This is a genomic window from Streptosporangium sp. NPDC049644, from assembly GCF_040675205.1.
GTDB classification, from domain to species: Bacteria; Actinomycetota; Actinomycetes; order Streptosporangiales; family Streptosporangiaceae; genus Streptosporangium; species Streptosporangium fukuiense.
In genome coordinates, this window is record NZ_JBFAOJ010000005.1 from 59,527 (window position 1) to 78,242 (window position 18,716).

Below are 18,716 nucleotides of genomic sequence, written 5' to 3' on the forward strand. Positions count from 1 at the left end.
AGGATTCTGTGGAAAACCTGTCGCCTGTGGACAACTGTGCGTACACATCCGCGGAAACCCGCGCGGGGACGGGAAAGAGGAGTTAGCCTCACGCCGTGGGAGAGGTTCTGGGCAGAGTTCTGGTAGTGGATGACGACGACGTCATCCGGCAGCTCATCGCGGTCAACCTGACCCTGGAGGGGTTCCAGGTCGACACGGCCTCCGACGGGCAGGACTGCCTGGACCGGGTGCTGGACGTGATGCCCGACGTCATCACGCTGGACGTCATGATGCCCAGACTGGACGGCTGGATGACCGCCACCAGGCTGCGGGGCGACAAGGGGACCAGGCATATCAAGGTGGTCCTGATCACCGCGCGGGCGCAGGAGGACGACAAGCGGCGGGGCCTCGGGATCGGAGTCGACGCCTACCTGACGAAACCCTTCGACCCCGCCGAGCTGATCCAGGTCGTCCGCGATCTGGCCCTGACCGCGCGCAGCGGTTAGAGCAGGTCCTGACCGGGCGGGACGGAACGGGCCCCGATCACGCGAATCCGGCCACGACGGGTCGTGGTCGCACTGCCGATCGGAACGAGCCCGGCCCGGCGACCACGGTGGCTGGGTGAGTCAGAGCAGGCCGTCCCTGCGGGCCACCGCGGCGGCCTGGGTGCGGGATGAGACGCCCAGCTTGGCGAGAATGTTGGAGACGTGCACGCTCACCGTCTTCTGCGCGATGAACAGCCGCTCGCCGATCTCGCGGTTGGGCAGCCCCTCGGCCACCAGGGCGAGCACCTCCTGCTCACGAGCCGTGAGCAGGGCCGACGACGCGGAGACGAAGCGCGCCCTGCGGCCCAGCTCGGCCAGGGCCGTGACGAGCGGCCTGGCGCGCAGTGACTCGGCGGCCTCGACGGCGAGTTCCCATTCCTTCAGGGCGGCGGCGCGCTCGCCCGCGGCGAGCAGCGCCTCGGCCAGCCGCCACCGCGAGCGCGCGACCTCGTAGACGAATCCGAAGTCGAACGCCTCGACCACCGCGCGCCACGCCGCGACGTCGAGGCGGCCGTGCGCCCGGTGCCACTCGGCCTCGGCCCTGGCCAGCCAGGCCAGCCCTTCGGGGCCCATCGACCCCCGGCGTACGGTGCCGGGCCCGACCTCGGCGGGCACCCTGGCCCGTTCCAGCAGGGCGTCGGCCCCGTCGGCGCGTCCCAGGTCCGCCAGCGCCCACAGGGCGATGCTGCTGAGCCGGATCACGGCCGGGTCGTCGGGAGCATGGGCGTCGAGTCCCCCGAGGGCGTGTTCGAGCGCGCTCTCCGGGTCGCCGCGCCACAGCGCGTGCTCGGCCGCCAGGCCGCGGCCCATGGAGGTGATCGTGACGTCGGCGGGCCAGAAGGGCTCCAGCCAGGACAGGCGCTCCTCGACCCTGGGCAGCCCCCTGGCCACCTCGACGAAGAGCGCGAAGGACGACAGCAGCGCCTCGGCCGGGGTGCCGACGCGGACGCCGAACCCGGAGGCGACCTGCTCCGCCTGGTCCCACTCTCCCGCGACGTAGTGGATCAGAAGCCGCAGGAAGCGCAGGTCGGTGCCGAAGGTGCTCCAGTTGAGCCCGGTCTCCTGCGCCAGCCGGAGCCCCCGGTCGGTGGTGACCGCCGCCTCGGCCAGGTCTCCGTTCTCGTACTGCAGGCGGGCCTGGTTGAAGATGGCCCGCAGATCGATGGCGAGGTTGCCCGAGCTCTCCGCGGTGGCGCAGGCGAGCAGTTCCTTGGACCTGGAGATGTCGCCGGCGAGGGCCGCGAGAGTCGCGAGGGTGATCAGCGCGCTGGTCTCCGCGTCGGTGGCGCCGCTCGTGCGGGCCGTCTCCAGGGCTCGGACCGCCAGCGCCTCGACCTCGTCGTGCCGCTCGGTCCAGTAGAGCGAGCGGGCGTAGGTCGCGAGCGCGCGGGCGAGCACCGGCCCCTCCGGCGCCGCCTCGACCGCCGCGTGCGCGGCGGCGATCGCACCCTCGACGTCCTCGGTGTCGATGAGGGCGTACGCGAGCCGCTCGTTGATCTCCGCCGAGGGCGGGAGGCGCCGGAGCTGGGAGATCGCCCGGTGGTTGTCGCCGCTGTCGGCCGCCGCGTCGGCACTGCGCCTGGCGAGGCCGACGTGGTCGATCCCGGCCAGTCGCTCGGCGTCCGGGACCCGGTCCCAGAGCCCGAGCGCCCGGTCGAAATGGCGGTGCGCCTCGGCCGGGGCGCCCAGCCGCTCGGCCCTCCGCCCGGCCTCCACCGACGCCGCCAGCGCCCCCGGCAGGTCGTGGCCCGCCAGGTAGTGGTGGGCGAGTTCGGCCGCGGAACCACCTCGGGCGGTCAGCAGGCGGGCGAACTCGGCGTGCGTCCTGATCCGCTCGCCGGGCAGCAGGTCGGTGTAGACGACCTCCTGCAGGAGCGCGTGCCGGAAGGCGTAGCCGTACTCCCCGTCGAGGCGGAGCAGGCCGCGCGAGACGATCTCCCGCATGGCCTCGTCGAAGGCCAGGTCGTCGAGGCCGGAGGCCTGCTGGAGCAGGTCGTGGTCGGCTCGGCGGCCCGCAACGGCCGCGCTGCGGAGCACCCCCTGCGCGGGGTCGGAGAGCAGTTCCGCGCGGGAGAGCAGCAGGCCGGCCAGACCGTCGGGCATCGAGCAGCCGGCGGATACCGCGTCCAGCAGCTCCTGGGCGTAGAAGGGGTTGCCCTCGGCCCGGTCGACCACCTCCCGCATCACGCGGGCGTCGGTGCCGCCGAGCATGGCCAGATAGTCGGTCATCTCGTGCGGGTCGAGGGGTTCCAGCTCCACGGACGTCACCGAGGGGAGCCGCTTGAGCTCGGCGAGGACCCGGCGCAGCGGATGGCGGCGGTGCAGGTCGTCGGTGCGGTAGGTGCCGACGAGGCAGACGGCCTCGGTCTGCAGCATCCGGCTGAGGAAGACCAGCAGGTCACGGGTGGACTGGTCGGCCCAGTGCAGGTCTTCGAGCACCAGCAGCACCGGCCGGACGCCCAGGAAGCCGAGCATCGAGCCGAAGAGCTGCTGCTGCGTCAGGCCCGATGTGCTCTCCCTGCCCGGGTCGGTGCCGCCGGGCAGCAGCCTGCCGAGAACCGGCCGCGCGTCGAGTTCAGCGCGCAGTTCCCCGCGCACGGAGCGCAGCGCGTCGGCGAGCGGGAGGTACGGAAGAGCGTCGCCGAGTTCGGCGCACTGCCCGACGAGCACGGCGAACCCGGCGGCCTCGGCCCGCTCTGCCAGCTCGGTGACCATCCGGGTCTTGCCGATGCCCGCGTCACCTCCCAGCAAGGCGACTCCGGCCTGCCCCGCCGCGGCGGCGTCGAGCACGACGGTCAGCCGGCTGAGTTCTGTCGCCCGCCCAATAAGAACGTTTTGCACGCTTTCCTCCCCCCGTCGGCGAGTATCGCACGTGACACCGACCGGAACGGATGGCCGACGTCGCATCGGCTCGGGGATCGCCCGAGACCTCTCGTATGGGGCACCGGCGGAGCCGATTCCGGCCGGCTCCGCACCGCGGTCGCCATCGCGTCGCCGTCGCGTCGGCGTCGCGTCGCCGTCGCGTCGGCGCCGGGATCGATCGCCCGGCCGGAACGCCCCACAAGGCACCGGCGAGGCCGGTTCCGGCCGACGCGGGGACCCGATTGGTACCCCGCGAGGCCCGCGCATTGGCCCTGACGACGGAGAACCGGGCGACCCTAAGGTCGGAGCATGGTCTCCCCGTCCACATTGCTGATCTTCTCGGCCGCGTCACTGGCACTGGTCCTGGTGCCGGGCCCGAACCACATCTACATCATCACCCGCGCCGTCTCGCAGGGCCGCGCCGCCGGTGTGGCGAGCGCGTTCGGCGTGGAGGTCGGCACGCTGGTGCACATCGCCGCGGCGGCGGCCGGTCTCTCGTACGTGATCGCACAGTCCGCGACCCTGTTCAACGTGATCAAGTGGGCCGGTGTGGCCTACCTGGTCTACCTGGGTGTCCGGGCGCTGACGAGCAGGCAGGAGCTCGCAGCCCGGGAGACGGCCCGGCAACCACTGCGGGCGATCTTCCTTGAGGGCGTGGTCGTCAACCTGCTCAATCCCAAGGTCATCCTCTTCTTCCTGGCGTTCCTGCCGCAGTTCGTGGAACCGGAGGCGGGTGCGGTACCGCTGCAGATCGCCATCCTGGGCACGACCCTGCTGGTCCTGGGCCTGTTCTCCGACCTGATCTACGCGATGACCGCGGGTCTCCTCGGCAGCCGGCTGAGGATCAGGTCGACCCTGCTCGGCCACTTCAGCGGGGTCGTCTACCTCGTCCTCGGCGTCGCGACCGCGCTCTCCGGCCGCTCCGTCTGAACCTACGAAGTCTGGACGTACGAACCCAGCTGGTCGCACAGGTCCCCCGCCAGGCGGGCCAGCGGTCCGGGGGCCGCCAGCACGCCCAGGTGCCCCCGGTGGGGGATCAGGATCAGGCGCCCGTTCCGGCAGGCCCGGAGAAAGTCGCGCTCGTTCGCCCGGAACGGGTCCCGGGCGCCGTTGACCAGCCAGACGCGTCCCGGGTAGGCGGCCAGCGCCGCGAGCTGGTCGTGGCCGGTGACGGCCTCGACGACCTGGGGCATCACCTCGCAGGAGAGCCCACCCGCCACCATCGCCTCTCCGACGGGACCCGGCAGGAGGCGGCGGAGGCCGTAGGAGCTGATCCGGTTCGCGAGCGAGGGGTTCCTGGCGGCGAGCGAGGCGGCGAACCGGTAGGTTCCGGCCGCCGCCGGGCCACGGGCCGTACATCCCATCGCCATCAGCCCCGCCACCCGTCCGGGGAAGCGCTCGGCGGTGGCGATGCCGACGTACCCGCCGAGCGAGAGACCGGCCACCAGTGCCCTGCCGCCCAGCGCGTCGACGGCGTCGGCGACCGCCGACGTCGCCGCGTCCATGGTGAACGGCTCACCGGAGCGGGTGCCGTGGCCGGGCAGGTCGACCGCCATCGCGGGGCGGTCGAGGTGGGAGATGACGGGGCCCCACATGGTCGCGCTGAGCCGGATGCCGTGAACGAAAACGACGGGGAGCATGAGGTCTCCAGTTCGAAGAGGTGTCCCGATTAAAACACAACGCACCGTTGCGTTGCTATGGTTGGACGTATGGCACCCCGTAAGGAACAGCAGATCTTCCAGGCGACGCTCGAACTGCTCGCGGCCAAAGGCTACGAGGGCCTGACCGTGGAGGGGGTGGCCGAGCGGTCTGGGGTCAACAAGACCACGATCTACCGCTGGTGGCCGTCGAAGGCGGCGCTGCTGGCCGCCGCCCTGGTCGAGGCCGACCTGCTCGCGATGGAGCCGCCGGACACCGGCGACCTCAGAGGGGATCTGGAGGCCCTGGTCGAAGGGGTGGCCGCGCTGCTCACCCGTCCTCCGGCCTCCGACGTCGCGGTGGCCGCCCTCGGCGCTGCCGTCCACCACCCCGAGCTGGCGGAGGCGACCCGGCACTTCTTCGCCGACCGGTTCGCGCGGGAGGCGGCCGTCTTCGAGCGCGCGCGGCGGCGCGGCGAGCTGTCCGCCGAGGCCGACCCCATGCTGATCGTGGACCTGCTCGCCGGAGCGGTCTGGCTGCGCGTGGTCTTCCGCGCCCTCCCCCTCGACGACGACTTCGCCGCCCGGGCCGTGAGCGCCGTCCTGGACGGCTCCCTCGCCCGGTGAGGTCAGGTGAGGGTCAGGCGGAGAGCGCGCCCGGGATTCGGTCCAGGATCGGGTAGGGCATGAGCCCGTACGCGTAGAAGTCGACCGCGTCCGCCCCCGAGGCCCGCACGGCGCGGACCTTGGCCGCGAGGCGCTCGGCCGAGTCGGTGTCGGGGAGGCCCGGCCGGAGGACGACCCGCAGTTCCCTGTCCTTGCCCGTCGAGCGGCGGTAGGCGACCACGTCGTCCGCCACCCTGCCCGCGTCGCGGGCGTAGGCGAGCACGCCGAGCGAGGGCACCAGGTCGCCGAGGGCGACCAGGTCGACGCCGAGTTGCCAGGAGTCGTGCGCGGCGAGCCCCGGCGAGGGCAGACCGTCGCGGTAGCCCTTGACGGAGCCGGTGGCGTCCAGGAAGACCAGTCGTGAGCCCTCGGCGGAGACGGCGGCGGAGACGTCGGAGACCAGCGAGGTCACCACCTCGGAGCGGGCCCGCGCGTAGGCGACCACCTCGGGACCCGCGTACGCGGTCAGTGCCGCGCGGGTCACCTCGCCCTGGACGGGCGGGGCGCCGTCCAGAACGGCCCCCACGATCCTGGTGCACTCCTCACGTGCCACCTCGGCGTTGACCCCCAGGCCGGCCGCTCCGCGCATGCAGAAGTCACAGAAGCAGAGACCGAGCAGGAACGCGTCCATCGGCCCGAGCGGGACGAAGCCGCACTCGTGGTGGCCGAGGCCGAACGTCGAGAAGTGCAGCGCCTCGGCCACCACGCTGTCGACGCCCTGCCTGGCCACCGCCCTGCCCAGCGCGACCGCGTACCGCCTGACGTCGGGGTGGGAGGGGCACAGGTCCGCGGGCGAACTCCGGTCACCGAAGCAGTTGCGTACCGTCACGTCCGGATTGGCCAGGCCGAGCGTGGTGTTCTGCAGGAAGACGGTCCAGCCGTGCAGCGCGAGTCCCCGCTCGGCGGTGGCCAGGCGGAGCGCGGCCAGCGGCTCCTCTTCCGCGCCCTCCTGGACCGGCGGGACCAGCCGCAGCTCGCCGAACAGGTCGGCGGGCGGTGTGAAGTGCGCGCCGTCGCTGCGGAGCGTCACCCGGGATCGGCCGTGCGGGGTGACGTCGCGGGCGCGGCGGTATGCCGCGGCCACGGTCATCCCCGTCAGGCCGTATCCGGTGATCCGGTCAAGGACCGCCTCCATGCCCTCCCCGCGTACGTCCTCGACGTAGACGTATAGCGAGCTGTCCAAGCCGCCGCCCTCCCATGAAGTCGGTCAGACTCTAACGCGGCTTGTAGGCCACGAAGTCGATCTCGACAAGGATGTCCATCAGGTCGGAGCCGACGGTCGTGCGGACGGGATAGGGGCGGGTGAAATAGGACTTGTACGCCTCGTTGTAGGCGGCGAAGTCACGCTTGAGGTGCTGCAGGTGCACCGTCGACTTCACCACGTCGTCGAAGCCGAGGCCGTGCGCCGCGAGGATGGCGCCGAGGTTGCGCATCACCTGATGCGTCTGCTCGGCCACCTCGGTCCCGACGACCTCTCCGGTCTCGGGGCTCAGCGGCCCCATGCCCGAGGTGTAGACGAAATCGCCGACCACGAGGCCCTGCGAGTACGCCCCCACGGGCGCCGCGCCCTCGTCGGTACGCAGCTCCTGCTTGCCGCTCATCTCGCCACTCCTCAAAAGGGGAAAAAGGGGGATCAGAAGAAGGTGTTTATCAGATCGACGACGACGTACTCCTCGTCGACCACCGGCATGACCCGCCACTTGTCGAAGGCGGTGCACGGGTGGGAGATGCCGAACGACACCAGGTCTCCCGGCTTCACCGGCGATCCCGGCGCCAGTTCCAGGATCGTGTGCTGGTCCTGAACCTTGAGCACCGTCGCGCCCGCGACGGCTCCGCGCGGGATCGGCAGCCCCTCGTCGAAGGGGGCGTCGCGCTTGCCGAATCCGACCACGGCCAGACCGGGCTCGGGAACGCTCAGCACGTGTGCCCAGATCTCCAGCGCGGCGCGCAGTTCCCCGTCCATCCGGGTGTACGGGGTGCGCTCGCGGTAGTAGCCGTCGTCGTGGGAGACGTAGGCGCCGCTGCGCAGCATGACCCTTGCCCGGCAGGTGGCGAGCTCACGGCCGATCACGTCGAACCACTGGCTGCCGCCCACGGACAGGATCGGGTCGCGCACCCGCAGGTGCTCCAGCGCCTCCAGCAGCCGGTGCAGGTAGGCCCGCACCTCGCCGGCGGAGCCCAGCGAACCCTCGTACCCGGCGACGCCGGCCAGTTGCACGCCCTCGGCCGCCTGCGCCGCCGAGGCGACCTCCAGCAGCTCGGCGAGAGTACGGCTGCCGCCCCGGCCGCCCTCGTGGCCCAGCTCCGCCAGGACCCGGAACGGTCTGGCCCCGGCGTGCCGGGAGAGCGTCTCGACCCCGGCGGGCGAGTCGACGAAGCAGAGGAACTCGAACGCGGGGTCCTCCGCCAGTTGCGCGGCGAGCGCGTCCAGGCCCGCGGGGTCGAAGACCTGGTTGGCGAGGACGATCCTTGCGACTCCGAACTCGCGCAGGGTGAGCGCCTGGCTGGGGGTGGCGACGGTCATCCCCCACGCGCCCGCCTCCAGCTGCGCCCTGACGAGCTCCGGCGACATGGTGGTCTTGGCGTGCGGGGCGAAGATCAGCCCGTACGCCCCGGTGAAGGCGGCGAGCGTCGCGATGTTGTGTTCCAGTGCGCTCGCGTGGGCCACCATCACCGGGAAGGTGAACGCCCCACCGAACAGCGAGGCCCCCAGCGCCCCCTCGGGATCCACGATCCCCTTCACGTCCCGGCCCTTCCTGTGGTCACCTATGCGGATTTAGCGGGCCATCTGCCGTTGAATCCGGGCGTGGGAGATCACATCCCCGTTGGTCGCCCTGAGGACCCTATCCTCCTGGCGCCCTCTCCGGTGCCGTGTTGTCAGAGCCGCAACTCGTCAGGGCCGCGGCTTTTCAGGGCTGCGGCTTTCAGGGGCACGGCTTTCAGGGGCGCAGCGCCCTGCCGGGGGTGGCGCCGGTGAGCCGGCCTCCGGCGAGGACCGGGACCCCGGAGACGAGGACGTCGTCGATCCCGGTGGCCGGGGTGCGCGGAGCGGCGTAGGTGGCCAGGTCTGCGACCGCTCCCGCGTCGAGGACGACCAGGTCGGCGACCTGTCCTGGGCGGACGAGCCCGCGCCCGTCGAGGCCGAAGCGGCGTGCCGGGTGCGAGGCGAGGTGGACCGCCGCCTGCTCCAGGGTCCAGTCCCCGGTCTGGCGGACGTGGTGGCCGAGCATCCTGGCGAACGCCCCGTAGCCTCGGGGGTGGGGGTGGCCGCCCACGTAGATGCCGTCGGAGCCGCCGGTGTGCGCCGGGTGGCGCAGGATCGCACGGACCGACGCCTCCCCCTCGGGACCCTCGTCGGGGCGGGCCACCACGCATCCGGCCTCCAGCCGGGTGTCGATCAGGATCCGGCGGCAGAACTCTCCCGCCTCCAGCCCCGCCTCGTCGGCGGCCTCGGGCAACGTCAGGCCCTCGGCCCACTCGGCACCCGGCACGTGGGAGAGGGTGACCCTCGGCCAGAGCCGCTCGTCCCACTCGATCCGTTCGGACTCCAGCGTCTCCATCGCCCGGTCGACGTCGGCGGCCGGGACCCACGAAGGCAGCGCGACCATCGCCAGGATGGTGCTGCCCCGCAGGTAGGGGTAGGTGTCGAAGGTGACGTCCAGCCCCCGGAGCCGGGCCTCGTCGACCAGCGGCAGGAGGGTCGCGGCCGGGCCATGGTAGTGCGAGACGTGCACCGCGACGCCCGAGCGCCGGGCGATGTCGGTCGCCTCGGCCATCCCCTCCGGGGCCGCCGCCCCGTACCCGCGCATGTGCGTCACGTACGGCAGGCGGCCGAGCGGCGCGCAGAGCGCGGCGAGCTCGGCGGCGTCGGCGTAGCGGCCGGGGGCGTACTCCAACCCGGTGGAGAGGCCGGCCGCCCCCTCGGCCAGGCCGCGCTCGACGCGGTCCAGCATCGCGGCCAGTTCGTCGGCGGAGGCGGCCCGTTCGGCGGCGCCCATCACGTCGTACCGGATCGTGCCGTGCGGCAGCAGGTAGGCGGTGTTCAACGCGGTCGCCCGGTCGTAGCCGTCGAGCAGTTCCCCGAGGCCGATCGGCCCGTCGGCCGAAGGGTGGACCCCGTTGACCGCCGCGAAGTAGCGGGTGGCGTAGGCGAAGGTCTGCGGGGTGGTGGAGGGTGCGAAGGAGAGCCCGTCCTGGCCGAGGACGAAGGTGGTCACCCCCTGCCGGAGCGCGGCGAACTGCACCTCCTTGTCGAGGACGAGCGCGTCGCCGTGCGCGTGGCAGTCCACCAGGCCGGGCATGACATGGCGCCCGGCGGCCTCGACCACCGTGGTGGCCGCCGCCGCGTCCAGGCGGCCCACCGCTGCGATCCGGTCACCGGTGACGCCGACGTCGGCCCGGCAGGCCGGGGCGCCGGTGCCGTCGAGCACCCAGCCATCCCTGATCAACACATCAAACGACATGCCCGGATTCAATCACCGGGAAGGTGTTCGAGGCACCCGACACCTGTCTGCGTTCTCCCTGGATTTCCCCCGCATCACACGCAACCGGGAATTTGGGCCCCCTGTCCTCTTGACCGTGAGGTGTCATGGATGGTGGCATCTTTTCCTAGTTAGGAATCTTTCCTAACTAGATGATCGCAGAGAGGGCACCCCCTGTGCATGCGAGACCGCGTCTCCAACGCCCCTCGACCGTCCTCGTCCTGGCACTGGCGTCGGCACTGATCGCATCGGTGTTCGTGCTGGCGGCCCCGCCCGGCTTCACCGCCGACTCCCTGCTGTCCCAGGGCCGTCCGGCCACCTCGTCCTCCAACGAGGACGCCACGTTCCTCCCCTCGGCCGCCTTCGACGGCAACACCGGCACTCGCTGGGCCTCCGCCGAGGGCCACGATCCCGAGTGGCTCCGCGTCGACCTCGGCGCCTCCGCCACGATCTCCCGGGTCAAGCTGACCTGGGAGGCCGCGTACGGCAAGTCGTACCGGATCGAGACCTCTCCCGACGGCAACGCCTGGACCTCCGTCTACTCCACCACCTCCGGCGACGGCGGCGTCGACGACCTGACCCTGTCCGGCACCGGCCGCTACGTGCGGATGTACGGCACCGCGCGCGGCACCGTCTACGGCTACTCGCTGTACGAGATGGAGGTCTACGGCAGCACCGGTGGCACCACCCCGAGTCCCACCCCGACGGTCACTCCCGGTGGCCCCGGCGTGCCGTTCGGCTCGCACACGATCCCCTACGCGGCCGGGATGCTGCGCCCCAGCGGCGCCCAGGCCACGCTCGACCAGAAGGTGATCGACTACTACCAGCGCTGGAAGGCCGCCTTCGTCAAGCAGAACTGCGGCAACGGCTGGTACCAGATCATCTCCCCCGACGCCGACCACCCGTACGTGGCCGAGGCGCAGGGCTACGGCATGGTCATCACCGCCACGATGGCCGGGGCCGACCCGGACGCGAAGAAGATCTTCGACGGCCTGGTGAAGTACGTGCTGGCCCACCCGTCGTCGATCACCCCCGGTCTGCTCGCCGCCGAGCAGAACACCGCCTGCCAGAGCGTCAACGGCGGCGACTCGGCCACCGACGGCGACCTGGACGTGGCCTACGGCCTGCTCCTGGCCGACCGGCAGTGGGGCAGCACGGGCACCTACAACTACAAGCAGCTCGCGATCAACCACATCAACGCGATCAAGGCCGGTGAGGTCAACCCGACCACCAAGCTGATGAAGCTCGGCGACTGGAGCAGCTCGGGCGACCAGTACTACTGGATCAGCCGCTCCTCGGACTGGATGATCGACCACTTCAGGGCGTTCCGCAAGGCCACCGGTGACACGACCTGGGACACCGTCCGCACCAACCACCAGAACCTGATCGCGTCCCAGCAGTCGACCTACGCGCCGAGCACCGGCCTGCTGGCCGACTTCGTGGTCAACACCAACACCAGCCCGAAGCCCGCTCCGGGCGAGGTCCTGGAGAGCCCCGACGACGGCAAGTACGGGTGGAACGCCTGCCGGGACCCGTGGCGGATCGGCAACGACGCGGTGACCAGCGGAAACGCCCAGTCCCTGGCCGCCGCGCGCAAGCTCAACACCTGGATCAAGAGCAAGACCGGCGGCAACCCGAACAACATCGCCCTCGGCTACGCCCTCAACGGCACCCAGATCGCCGGCGGCAGCGCCCCGGCCTTCTTCGCCCCGTTCGCGGTGGCGGCGATGACCGACTCCGGCAGCCAGGCCTGGCTGGACGCCCTGTGGACCAAGATGCTCAACACCCCGTTCACCGCGAGTGACTACTACTCGACCAGCATCCAGCTCCAAGTCATGATCACCGTAACCGGCAACCACTGGGTGCCCTGACCCTCACCTGACCCGACGCGGCCCCTGCCTTCCGGCGGGGGCCGCGCCTTCTCCTTACCTCGACTCCCGGCCGTGGGCGGGGCGTACGGGGGGCCAGCTGAAGATCAGGCGACCGGAGGTGATCGATGATGGTCCGCAGGGCATTGTGGAGATTGACGAAAACGCTGTCCGTGGTCGACGCCCCGGCGATGGCGTTGCCGATCCGCACCTGCCTCGTCGCGGCACGTGTCTGCTGCGCCGCGAAACCAACGGCCACCACGGCTACCGAGGGTGAAAGCGGCGTTACCCGTGATCATATCTCTGACCTAGGAGGGCAGATATTTTCCGGGTAACGCCGACCTTTGATCACCAGTACATGGAACCGGTGACCGCTGCCCCTCGTTGATCATATGGAAATGCCCCCCGAGATACGAGGGAATTTGTCCCCAAGCATTCTCCGGCCGTTGTGCACGATCCTCGCGGCCTTTCTGCTGACCGGTTGCGCGTTCGATTATCCGGTGCCCTTCCCCACGGAGGCGATCTCTGAGGATCCGGAGGACATCATGGAGCTGGAGGCCCCGGAGGACATCGAGGAACTGGAGGAGGATCCATCGTACATAGTGATCTGCGTCAGGAAGCGAACACGGATTCGCGTCGCCTATCGCCCGTGTGACGACGCTGAATCCGGCTTTGCCTGGTATTTCACGCCGATAGAGGTAAAAGTTCCGGCCACCGGCAGGAAGGCGAGGGGCGGCTCCTTCAGAGACCCGGGCTACGAGGGCAGCCGTGCCCGCGCCCGTGGAGGCCTCGGCTTTGAGGCGGCCCTCCTCCACAAGGACCGGGTCGAGGTGTGCGTGAAGCAGAGTACGCGCATCAGGACGGCAGACAGTAGGTGTGACGACTTCGAAGAAGGTTTCGCCTGGTACCGCATTCCCCTCGACGGCTACGTTCCCGCGCTGGGGAAGAAGGCCCATGGGGGCTCTTTCTACTCCACCGGTACGCAGGAGCTTCGGGCGAGCGAGAAGGGCGGTGCCGCGGCCAAGGCCGTCATCGAACCCAACAAGCCGAACAACGTCACACCCACGAAGAGACCTCGCTGCACTTGGACGATCAACGGAAGGTGCGCCGGTTCGAGCACTGTTCACGGAAAACCGCACGTGGCCCGGCGCGGGCCGCGTGCGGAGTCGGCGGGCCTTGTCACGTGGACTGCAGGTGTCCCCTGAACCGGTAGGAGAACCCCTTGCCGGCGGGTGAGGAAGCGTCGATCTCCTGATAGCCGCCCGTGGCGGTCACCGGGATGCGCAGCAGCAGATCGTCGCCGATGAGGTCGTCCTCCCACACCTCGATGGTGAACGAGCCTCCGGCGACGGTGGTCTGGCTCTTGTACGATCCGGCGGCGCGCTCTGTGGAGCCGGCGGTGCATACCGAATACTTCCAGACCCAGCAGGTTCCGGCCTTGGTGTCGACCTCGCCGCCGTCGGTGGGCCAGCCGATGTATTCGGTGCCGTTCTGACCTATGATCCGCACCCGGATCTCGTCCTCGCCGCTCTCCTCCAGGTCGAAGGCCTGGAGCGAGCCGAACACGATCTCAAGGAGGGGTCCGGCGGCGGCCGTATCGGCGCCGGGATTGCTGGGCTCGGCGGCCTGGGCCGGAGACGCAAGGGCGGCGACGAGTGTCAGCCCGGCGGCCAGAGTGCCGACCCTGGACAGGATGTTGTTCATGTGCTCCTCGTTTCCCGTTGACAGGCGGGCTCCAGGCGGAAATCGAGCCTGTGCTGGTAGCCGTTCACGTCGACCTGACGTTCGCCATACAGCCTGTCGGGGGTGTCTTGCCGATGGCTTGGAGCCTGCTGGTGGTGAAGAACGGCGGTTCAGACCGGATTACTGCCGCGATCCGGGTCAGCGCCATATGAGGGAGTAATAGGCCCAGTAAGCGAGCAATGCCATCAGAAGCAAGCTGGAGACAAATACCCCCAACGCGATTCCAAAGAAGCTGCCGCCCATCCCCTGGAATCTCAACAAGGCCCCGACAAGCGCCCCGGCCACAGGCAGTCCAACCAAGATGAGCACCTGAACGAGCAGTTGCCGCAGGCCGAATTCATTTACCTCGATCACCACATGGCGGATCGGCATTACCATAAAGATCGCGCCCAGCAAGACGAGCACGAAGGCGATGGGCTTGTAATTCCGCTCATTCGGGTCCGACTTTCCGGAAACCGCCTCACTCAACCCACCACCAGCCCTCGCCGAGATCATATGTTGGGCCTCCGATGTCGCCTTCCGCAGTTTGAATGATCGTCTGAGAGTCGGCCTTTCCCGGTATGTAGGCGAACCCCTCACCGGATTCGGCACGCCACTTGTCAACGAAAACCGGGAAATAAAGACCGCACTCTTGGGCTTGCGCGTCTCCCTCTATCGACAGGTATTCCATCCACGAGGGGATCTCCAGCGGCCGGCCGCTCTCATAGGAGGAGGCGAGGTTGGCGAATGTCTCATGGTGCAGCCGGAGCCAGCTCTCCAGATAAACCACTTTCCAGTCTGTCGTCCAGATCAGCGCACCCAAGATCGGGGTGATCACCAGCACCGCCATCGAGCGTCCATACGCTTTGACGGCCAGGTAGGAAGTCACCCCGGCGAAGGACCACAGCAGCGACCACAACCAGCCCCACACAAGCAGCAGCACATAAAGCAGAGGAGCCTCCAGAAACAGCGGTATTCGAAGGTAGGAAACGAGCGCCAAAAGAATCCAGCCGGCCGCCGCCAGCAAGGAGAGCAGCCACGATTTCTGCATAGCAGGGGGAATCGGCACCGAAAAAGTATGGCGACATCTCCGCACCGCTCGCCATGCCTTGCTCGACGTCTCTACCAAAGCTGCACAATCTCCGCACAAGCTTCCGCCGACGATCCAGATGAAAAGCACCGGCCTCCGAGTTCACCTGACGAACCGTGAGCAACTGAGCGCACCGGGATAAAGCAGCAGACGGTGGCGCGCTTCGAAGCGGACGGAACGATGCCGACCATCCTGATGCCGGAGCGGCTCGCGAAGGCTCTGGAAATGCGGTTGCCGCACGAGACGAGCTGACTCACCGCAACAGGAGTGGCTTCCCGATCACTGCCCGCCGCCATGGAACGCGGCTGTGATCCGGTCGTCCCGAAGAGACAGCATCGGCGCGACGGAAGATGGATTTTTGTGATCTGGGTGACGGGGCGCCTACCCGGCGTACAACATTCACCTGCGGTGGATCGACCGGCAAGCTCTCCTGACGCTCCACCTCCGAACCCGGTTCGTATGACAACAACAGGGTAATCTGTATGACAGGGAAGGTCGTGGATGAGCAAGCCACTCCCGATCATCGAACTGCCGTTGGATTGGGACGAGTGGAACATCGACCATGCACAGCGGCATGGCATCTCGCGAGAGGAGATCGAGCAGGTCGTCCGCAACCTGCCTGACGTGCGCCAGTCACGCAAGGACGGGAAACCGATCCCTGATCACTATCTCCTGATGGGAGTTACCGATGCGGGGCGGTGTGTCACCGTGGTCGTCCTCTACCCCGTCACCAGGAAGCGTGACTGGGGTGTGTACGAACTGGAAATCGCACGACCGGTTACCGCATACGACACACCAAAGAAGGGCTGAGCATGACTGAGAACGAACCGACCGCGCGGGACATCGCCGCGATGGACGAGGCTGAACGCGCCCAGTGGTTCTACGACAACCGCGAGCAGGTCGCCGAAGAATCCACACCTGCCGTTCTTGACCGAGTCGTATCAGTACGGGTCAGCCCCGATGACCTCGGCCTGCTGACCGAGGCCGCGGCGGCAGCGGGCATGAAACTGAGCGCCTGGTTGCGCAAGGTGGGGTTGGAAGCCGCAGCGATGGCATCTGCCGCCCCGCCTGCGGCAGTGCTGTCGGGCGAGGAGACGCGGCAGCTCCAGGATTCGGTTCTGAACATCGTGGAACTACTGGAGCGTAGTGGCATCAAGCTTGAGACGGCAGCGGGCGAACGCGACCAGTCGCTGGTTCTGAAGTCACTACGCCGTACGCGAAAGAAGAAGATCAAGACTGGAAAGTAGTCCGCGCTCAACGTCAGTGTCGTAGCCAGTCCGCAGGTCAGCTGCCGAAGAAGTCACACAGGGAGGCGGCGACCTCTGCGGGGGCCTCCTCCGCCATGTGGTGCCCGGAGTCGATCCCGTGGCCACGTACGTCGCCGGCCCAGTGCTCCCAGATCTTCACCGGGTCGCCGTACAGGTCTTCGAGGTCGTCTCGTAGCGACCACAGGACCAGGGTGGGGCACCGCAGCCGCACGCCGGCGGCCCGGTCGGCTTCTTCGTGACGCCTGTCGATCGTGAGATCGGCCCGATAGTCCTCCAGCATGGCCCGCACCACGGCGGGGTTCCTGGTGGCCTCGCGCCACTCGTCGTGGTTCGCCTGGCCCATGCTCCGCAGGTCACCGCGATACCAGCTGTCCGGGTCGGCGTTGATGACGCGCTCGGGTATGTCCGGCTGGGCGAAGAAGAACCAGTGCCACCACTGGGTCGCGAACCTCTCGGTGATGCGGGACAGGTGCTCGCTGATCGGCAGGAGTCCATGAACGCCACCTGGGAGACCGCGTCGTGGTGATCGAGAGCGAGGCGCAACGCGACCGCGCCCCCGCGGTCGTGCCCGGCGAGTGCGAACCGGCCGTGCCCCAGAGAACCCATCACCGCCACCGCGTCGTTCGCGACGGCGCGCTTGGAGTACCCGGCGTGGTCGGCCGTGGGTGCCGGACCGCGCGAACGACCGTACCCCCGCAGGTCGGGGCAGACGACCGTGAAGCCGCGCTCGACGAGTCGGGGCGCGACGCGATGCCAGGTCGCGGAAGTCCGAGGATGACCGTGCTGCAACAACAGCACCGGCGGGCCCCTCCCGCCATAGCGGACGAAAATGGATGCCTCTCCGACGTGAATCGGATCGGTTTCGAAGTCCTCGAACATCGCCCCAACATCTCCCATGAACAATGCCTGCCATCGGCATTCGGCCGCTCAGCAGCGAGCGGAGCCGTTTAGGACGAGTGCCCGCATTCGGTGCCCTTAAGAGTTCGATGAGGTCAGCGAGGATTCGGGAACCCGCCGCGACTGGTTTCCCTGGTCACTCTGCCCTGCCCGCCGCTGTGAAACACGGTCAGGATCCGGTCGGCGAGGCATTCCCCTGACGCGGCAAGGACACCGCACGTAGCCTGAGGCGGTCAGGACCATTACGGATACGTGCGGGACCTGCTCATGCGCGACGACAGTACGAACACCCCAGCCGCCGAAGAAGGCATCGGGCGGCGGATCGCTCAGGCGCGCAAGCTGCGCGGCCTGACGCAGCAGCAGCTCGCTGACCGGGTGCCCTGTTCAAAGAGCCTGATCGCCCAAGTCGAACGGGGACACAAACCGGCCACCCAGGCACTCATCACCGCCGTGGCGCGGACCCTGCGGATCGGACTCAGTGAGTTGACCGGTCAGCCGTACCGTGATCCTGGTACGCGAGAGGACCGGATTCACGAGTGCGTCCCGCGGATCCGGCGGGCGCTTCTGTCATGGGACCTCCCCGACGAGGACATCCCTCCGCCCTCGACAGAGCAGCTCCGTACGGACGTGCGGCGCGCGTCCGTGCTGGGCAGGCAGGCCCGGTACACCCAACTCGGGGAGATGCTTCCGGGTCTGCTGGAGGAGCTGACACGAGCCGTCCACGCCAGCGAGGGAGCCCGGCGTGACGAACTCTTCGGGCTGCTCTCCGAGGCGTACACCGGGGTGACCGCGATCGCCTACATGCTGGGCTATTTCGACCTGCGCGGCCTCGCTATGGATCGCGTGGCATGGGCGGCCCAGGCGTCACAGGATCCGTTGCGTGTCGCCCGCACGCAGTGGCAACGTTCGACACTGTTCCTGGCCACGGCCGCCTATGACAAGGGCCTGATCCTCCTGGATCGGGTACGACGAGACGTCGGCGAGGATCTCGGTCGGCTGAACGCCGCCGAGCTGAGCGTGTACGGCGCGGCTCATCTTCGATCCGCGATCTTCGCCTCCCGCGCGGCTGACCGGCAGAGGGCATTCGAACACATCGAGCACGCACGCGAGGCTGCCCGCCTCCTGGGCCGGGACGAGAACCACTACGGCCTCGAATTCGGCCCCTCCAACGTGGTCATGCACGAGGTCGCCGCAGCCGTGGAGATGTACGACGGCGGCGAAGCGATCCGCCGCGCCCAACATGCGGCGTTCCCGCCGTCAGTCGCATCGGTCCGGCTCGGCCATCACTACATTGATCTGGCGCGCGGCTGGCTCTACCACGGCGACCGCCAGAAGGCCCTGGAGACGCTGCTCGCCGCCCGCCGGGTCGCCCCTCAACAGACCCGCAACCATCCGATGGTCCGCGAGACCGTCCGGATGCTCGTCAACCTGGAACGCCGACGCCCCCGAAGCCTCAGCGGCTTCGCGAACTGGCTCGGCCTACCGTAGCGGATCCGAGTTTCACGAACTCGTGATACTTCACCGTCTCCCGTGACGGCCACGCTGTCTGCATGCGTCGAGACACGGAACCACCGCACACGTCGGATGCCGGGCAGAGCCCCGCCCTCCGCACCGGGCGAACGGCCTCCTGTGTCCTGCCTCGCGCCGCACACACCCCGTCTTCGTACCGGCCCGCCCAGCCCGTACGGCGTACCCCTCCAC

The 18,716-nt window shown here is 69.1% G+C and carries 19 protein-coding genes; 8 read left to right on the forward strand and 11 right to left on the reverse strand.

Annotation, left to right across the window (positions count from 1 at the left end; translation table 11 throughout):
- The first annotated feature begins 107 nt into the window (after window positions 1-107).
- Entirely contained in the window at window positions 108-485 is a 378-nt protein-coding gene (locus tag AB0J58_RS04110) for a response regulator (RefSeq protein ID WP_343976011.1), read from the forward strand.
- A gap of 120 nt (window positions 486-605) precedes the next feature.
- Here AB0J58_RS04110 and AB0J58_RS04115 read toward each other — a convergent pair whose 3' ends face one another.
- A complete protein-coding gene (locus AB0J58_RS04115) occupies window positions 606-3,365 on the reverse strand; it encodes an AAA family ATPase (RefSeq protein ID WP_364209950.1) in 2,760 nt (919 codons plus the stop codon).
- A 330-nt stretch (window positions 3,366-3,695) separates the two neighbouring features.
- Between AB0J58_RS04115 and AB0J58_RS04120 the strand changes: the two genes are divergently transcribed.
- A complete protein-coding gene (locus AB0J58_RS04120) occupies window positions 3,696-4,316 on the forward strand; it encodes a LysE family translocator (protein WP_364209952.1) in 621 nt (206 codons plus the stop codon).
- Between the two features lie 2 nt (window positions 4,317-4,318).
- Here the strand turns inward: AB0J58_RS04120 and AB0J58_RS04125 are convergent, their stop codons facing one another.
- Entirely contained in the window at window positions 4,319-5,026 is a 708-nt protein-coding gene (locus tag AB0J58_RS04125) for an alpha/beta hydrolase (RefSeq protein WP_364209954.1), read from the reverse strand.
- A 69-nt stretch (window positions 5,027-5,095) separates the two neighbouring features.
- On the opposite strand from AB0J58_RS04125, the gene AB0J58_RS04130 reads away from it, so the two are divergent.
- Entirely contained in the window at window positions 5,096-5,650 is a 555-nt protein-coding gene (locus tag AB0J58_RS04130) for a TetR/AcrR family transcriptional regulator (RefSeq protein ID WP_364209956.1), read from the forward strand.
- Between the two features lie 13 nt (window positions 5,651-5,663).
- Here AB0J58_RS04130 and AB0J58_RS04135 read toward each other — a convergent pair whose 3' ends face one another.
- From AB0J58_RS04135 to AB0J58_RS04150, 4 genes are all read right to left on the reverse strand, one after another.
- Entirely contained in the window at window positions 5,664-6,872 is a 1,209-nt protein-coding gene (locus AB0J58_RS04135; RefSeq protein ID WP_364209959.1) for a hypothetical protein, read from the reverse strand.
- A 31-nt stretch (window positions 6,873-6,903) separates the two neighbouring features.
- Window positions 6,904-7,290, reverse strand: a complete 387-nt coding sequence (locus AB0J58_RS04140) for a Rid family detoxifying hydrolase (RefSeq protein ID WP_030906870.1) — start codon at window positions 7,288-7,290, stop codon at window positions 6,904-6,906.
- A 32-nt stretch (window positions 7,291-7,322) separates the two neighbouring features.
- Window positions 7,323-8,432, reverse strand: a complete 1,110-nt coding sequence (locus AB0J58_RS04145) for an alanine racemase (RefSeq protein ID WP_364209962.1) — start codon at window positions 8,430-8,432, stop codon at window positions 7,323-7,325.
- Window positions 8,433-8,628: 196 nt separating this feature from the next.
- Window positions 8,629-10,152, reverse strand: a complete 1,524-nt coding sequence (locus tag AB0J58_RS04150; RefSeq protein ID WP_364209965.1) for an amidohydrolase family protein — start codon at window positions 10,150-10,152, stop codon at window positions 8,629-8,631.
- A gap of 194 nt (window positions 10,153-10,346) precedes the next feature.
- Between AB0J58_RS04150 and AB0J58_RS04155 the strand changes: the two genes are divergently transcribed.
- Both AB0J58_RS04155 and AB0J58_RS04160 read left to right on the forward strand, forming a co-directional pair.
- Entirely contained in the window at window positions 10,347-12,041 is a 1,695-nt protein-coding gene (locus tag AB0J58_RS04155) for a glycosyl hydrolase family 8 (protein ID WP_364209968.1), read from the forward strand.
- A gap of 443 nt (window positions 12,042-12,484) precedes the next feature.
- Entirely contained in the window at window positions 12,485-13,243 is a 759-nt protein-coding gene (locus AB0J58_RS04160; RefSeq protein WP_364209971.1) for a hypothetical protein, read from the forward strand.
- On the opposite strand, the gene AB0J58_RS04165 is transcribed toward AB0J58_RS04160, so the two are convergent.
- The 3 genes from AB0J58_RS04165 to AB0J58_RS04175 all read right to left on the reverse strand — a co-directional run bounded on the left by AB0J58_RS04165 (window position 13,218) and on the right by AB0J58_RS04175 (window position 14,829).
- Window positions 13,218-13,742: a hypothetical protein gene (locus AB0J58_RS04165; RefSeq protein ID WP_364209974.1), complete on the reverse strand. Its 525-nt coding sequence runs from the start codon at window positions 13,740-13,742 to the stop codon at window positions 13,218-13,220. The two genes, AB0J58_RS04160 and AB0J58_RS04165, sit on opposite strands and share 26 nt — an antisense overlap.
- 177 nt (window positions 13,743-13,919) lie before the next feature.
- A complete protein-coding gene (locus AB0J58_RS04170; protein ID WP_364209977.1) occupies window positions 13,920-14,249 on the reverse strand; it encodes a hypothetical protein in 330 nt (109 codons plus the stop codon).
- Complete coding sequence (locus AB0J58_RS04175; RefSeq protein ID WP_364209980.1) at window positions 14,242-14,829, reverse strand: hypothetical protein; 588 nt, start codon at window positions 14,827-14,829, stop codon at window positions 14,242-14,244. Before AB0J58_RS04175 ends, AB0J58_RS04170 begins: the two co-directional genes overlap by 8 nt.
- 522 nt (window positions 14,830-15,351) lie before the next feature.
- Between AB0J58_RS04175 and AB0J58_RS04180 the strand changes: the two genes are divergently transcribed.
- Window positions 15,352-15,660, forward strand: coding sequence for a DUF4258 domain-containing protein (locus tag AB0J58_RS04180; protein ID WP_364209983.1), 309 nt, complete (start codon window positions 15,352-15,354; stop codon window positions 15,658-15,660).
- Window positions 15,661-15,662: 2 nt separating this feature from the next.
- On the forward strand, window positions 15,663-16,097 hold the full coding sequence (locus tag AB0J58_RS04185; protein ID WP_364209986.1) for a hypothetical protein: 435 nt from the start codon (window positions 15,663-15,665) through the stop codon (window positions 16,095-16,097).
- Window positions 16,098-16,134: 37 nt separating this feature from the next.
- On the opposite strand, the gene AB0J58_RS04190 is transcribed toward AB0J58_RS04185, so the two are convergent.
- Together AB0J58_RS04190 and AB0J58_RS04195 are read right to left on the reverse strand one after the other, a co-directional pair.
- The gene (locus tag AB0J58_RS04190; RefSeq protein ID WP_364209989.1) at window positions 16,135-16,257 is read right to left on the reverse strand and encodes a hypothetical protein; all 123 of its coding nucleotides are present in this window, start codon (window positions 16,255-16,257) and stop codon (window positions 16,135-16,137) included.
- Window positions 16,254-17,015 carry an alpha/beta fold hydrolase gene (locus AB0J58_RS04195; RefSeq protein ID WP_364209992.1) on the reverse strand — a complete coding sequence of 254 codons (762 nt, stop codon included), beginning with the start codon at window positions 17,013-17,015 and terminating at the stop codon, window positions 16,254-16,256. Before AB0J58_RS04195 ends, AB0J58_RS04190 begins: the two co-directional genes overlap by 4 nt.
- Window positions 17,016-17,267: 252 nt before the next feature.
- Between AB0J58_RS04195 and AB0J58_RS04200 the strand changes: the two genes are divergently transcribed.
- A complete protein-coding gene (locus AB0J58_RS04200; protein WP_364209995.1) occupies window positions 17,268-18,503 on the forward strand; it encodes a helix-turn-helix transcriptional regulator in 1,236 nt (411 codons plus the stop codon).
- The last annotated feature ends 213 nt before the right edge of the window (window positions 18,504-18,716 follow it).

Excerpts from the sequence above, each read along its gene's own strand:
- AB0J58_RS04120 (WP_364209952.1), top strand. The coding sequence starts at position 3,696 with ATGGTCTCCCCGTCCACATTGCTGATCTTCTCGGCCGCGTCACTGGCA.
- AB0J58_RS04125 (WP_364209954.1), bottom strand. The coding sequence starts at position 5,026 with ATGCTCCCCGTCGTTTTCGTTCACGGCATCCGGCTCAGCGCGACCATG.
- AB0J58_RS04130 (WP_364209956.1), top strand. The coding sequence starts at position 5,096 with ATGGCACCCCGTAAGGAACAGCAGATCTTCCAGGCGACGCTCGAACTG.
- AB0J58_RS04140 (WP_030906870.1), bottom strand. The coding sequence starts at position 7,290 with ATGAGCGGCAAGCAGGAGCTGCGTACCGACGAGGGCGCGGCGCCCGTG.
- AB0J58_RS04150 (WP_364209965.1), bottom strand. The coding sequence starts at position 10,152 with ATGTCGTTTGATGTGTTGATCAGGGATGGCTGGGTGCTCGACGGCACC.
- AB0J58_RS04165 (WP_364209974.1), bottom strand. The coding sequence starts at position 13,742 with ATGAACAACATCCTGTCCAGGGTCGGCACTCTGGCCGCCGGGCTGACA.
- AB0J58_RS04180 (WP_364209983.1), top strand. The coding sequence starts at position 15,352 with ATGAGCAAGCCACTCCCGATCATCGAACTGCCGTTGGATTGGGACGAG.
- AB0J58_RS04185 (WP_364209986.1), top strand. The coding sequence starts at position 15,663 with ATGACTGAGAACGAACCGACCGCGCGGGACATCGCCGCGATGGACGAG.
- AB0J58_RS04195 (WP_364209992.1), bottom strand. The coding sequence starts at position 17,015 with ATGGGAGATGTTGGGGCGATGTTCGAGGACTTCGAAACCGATCCGATT.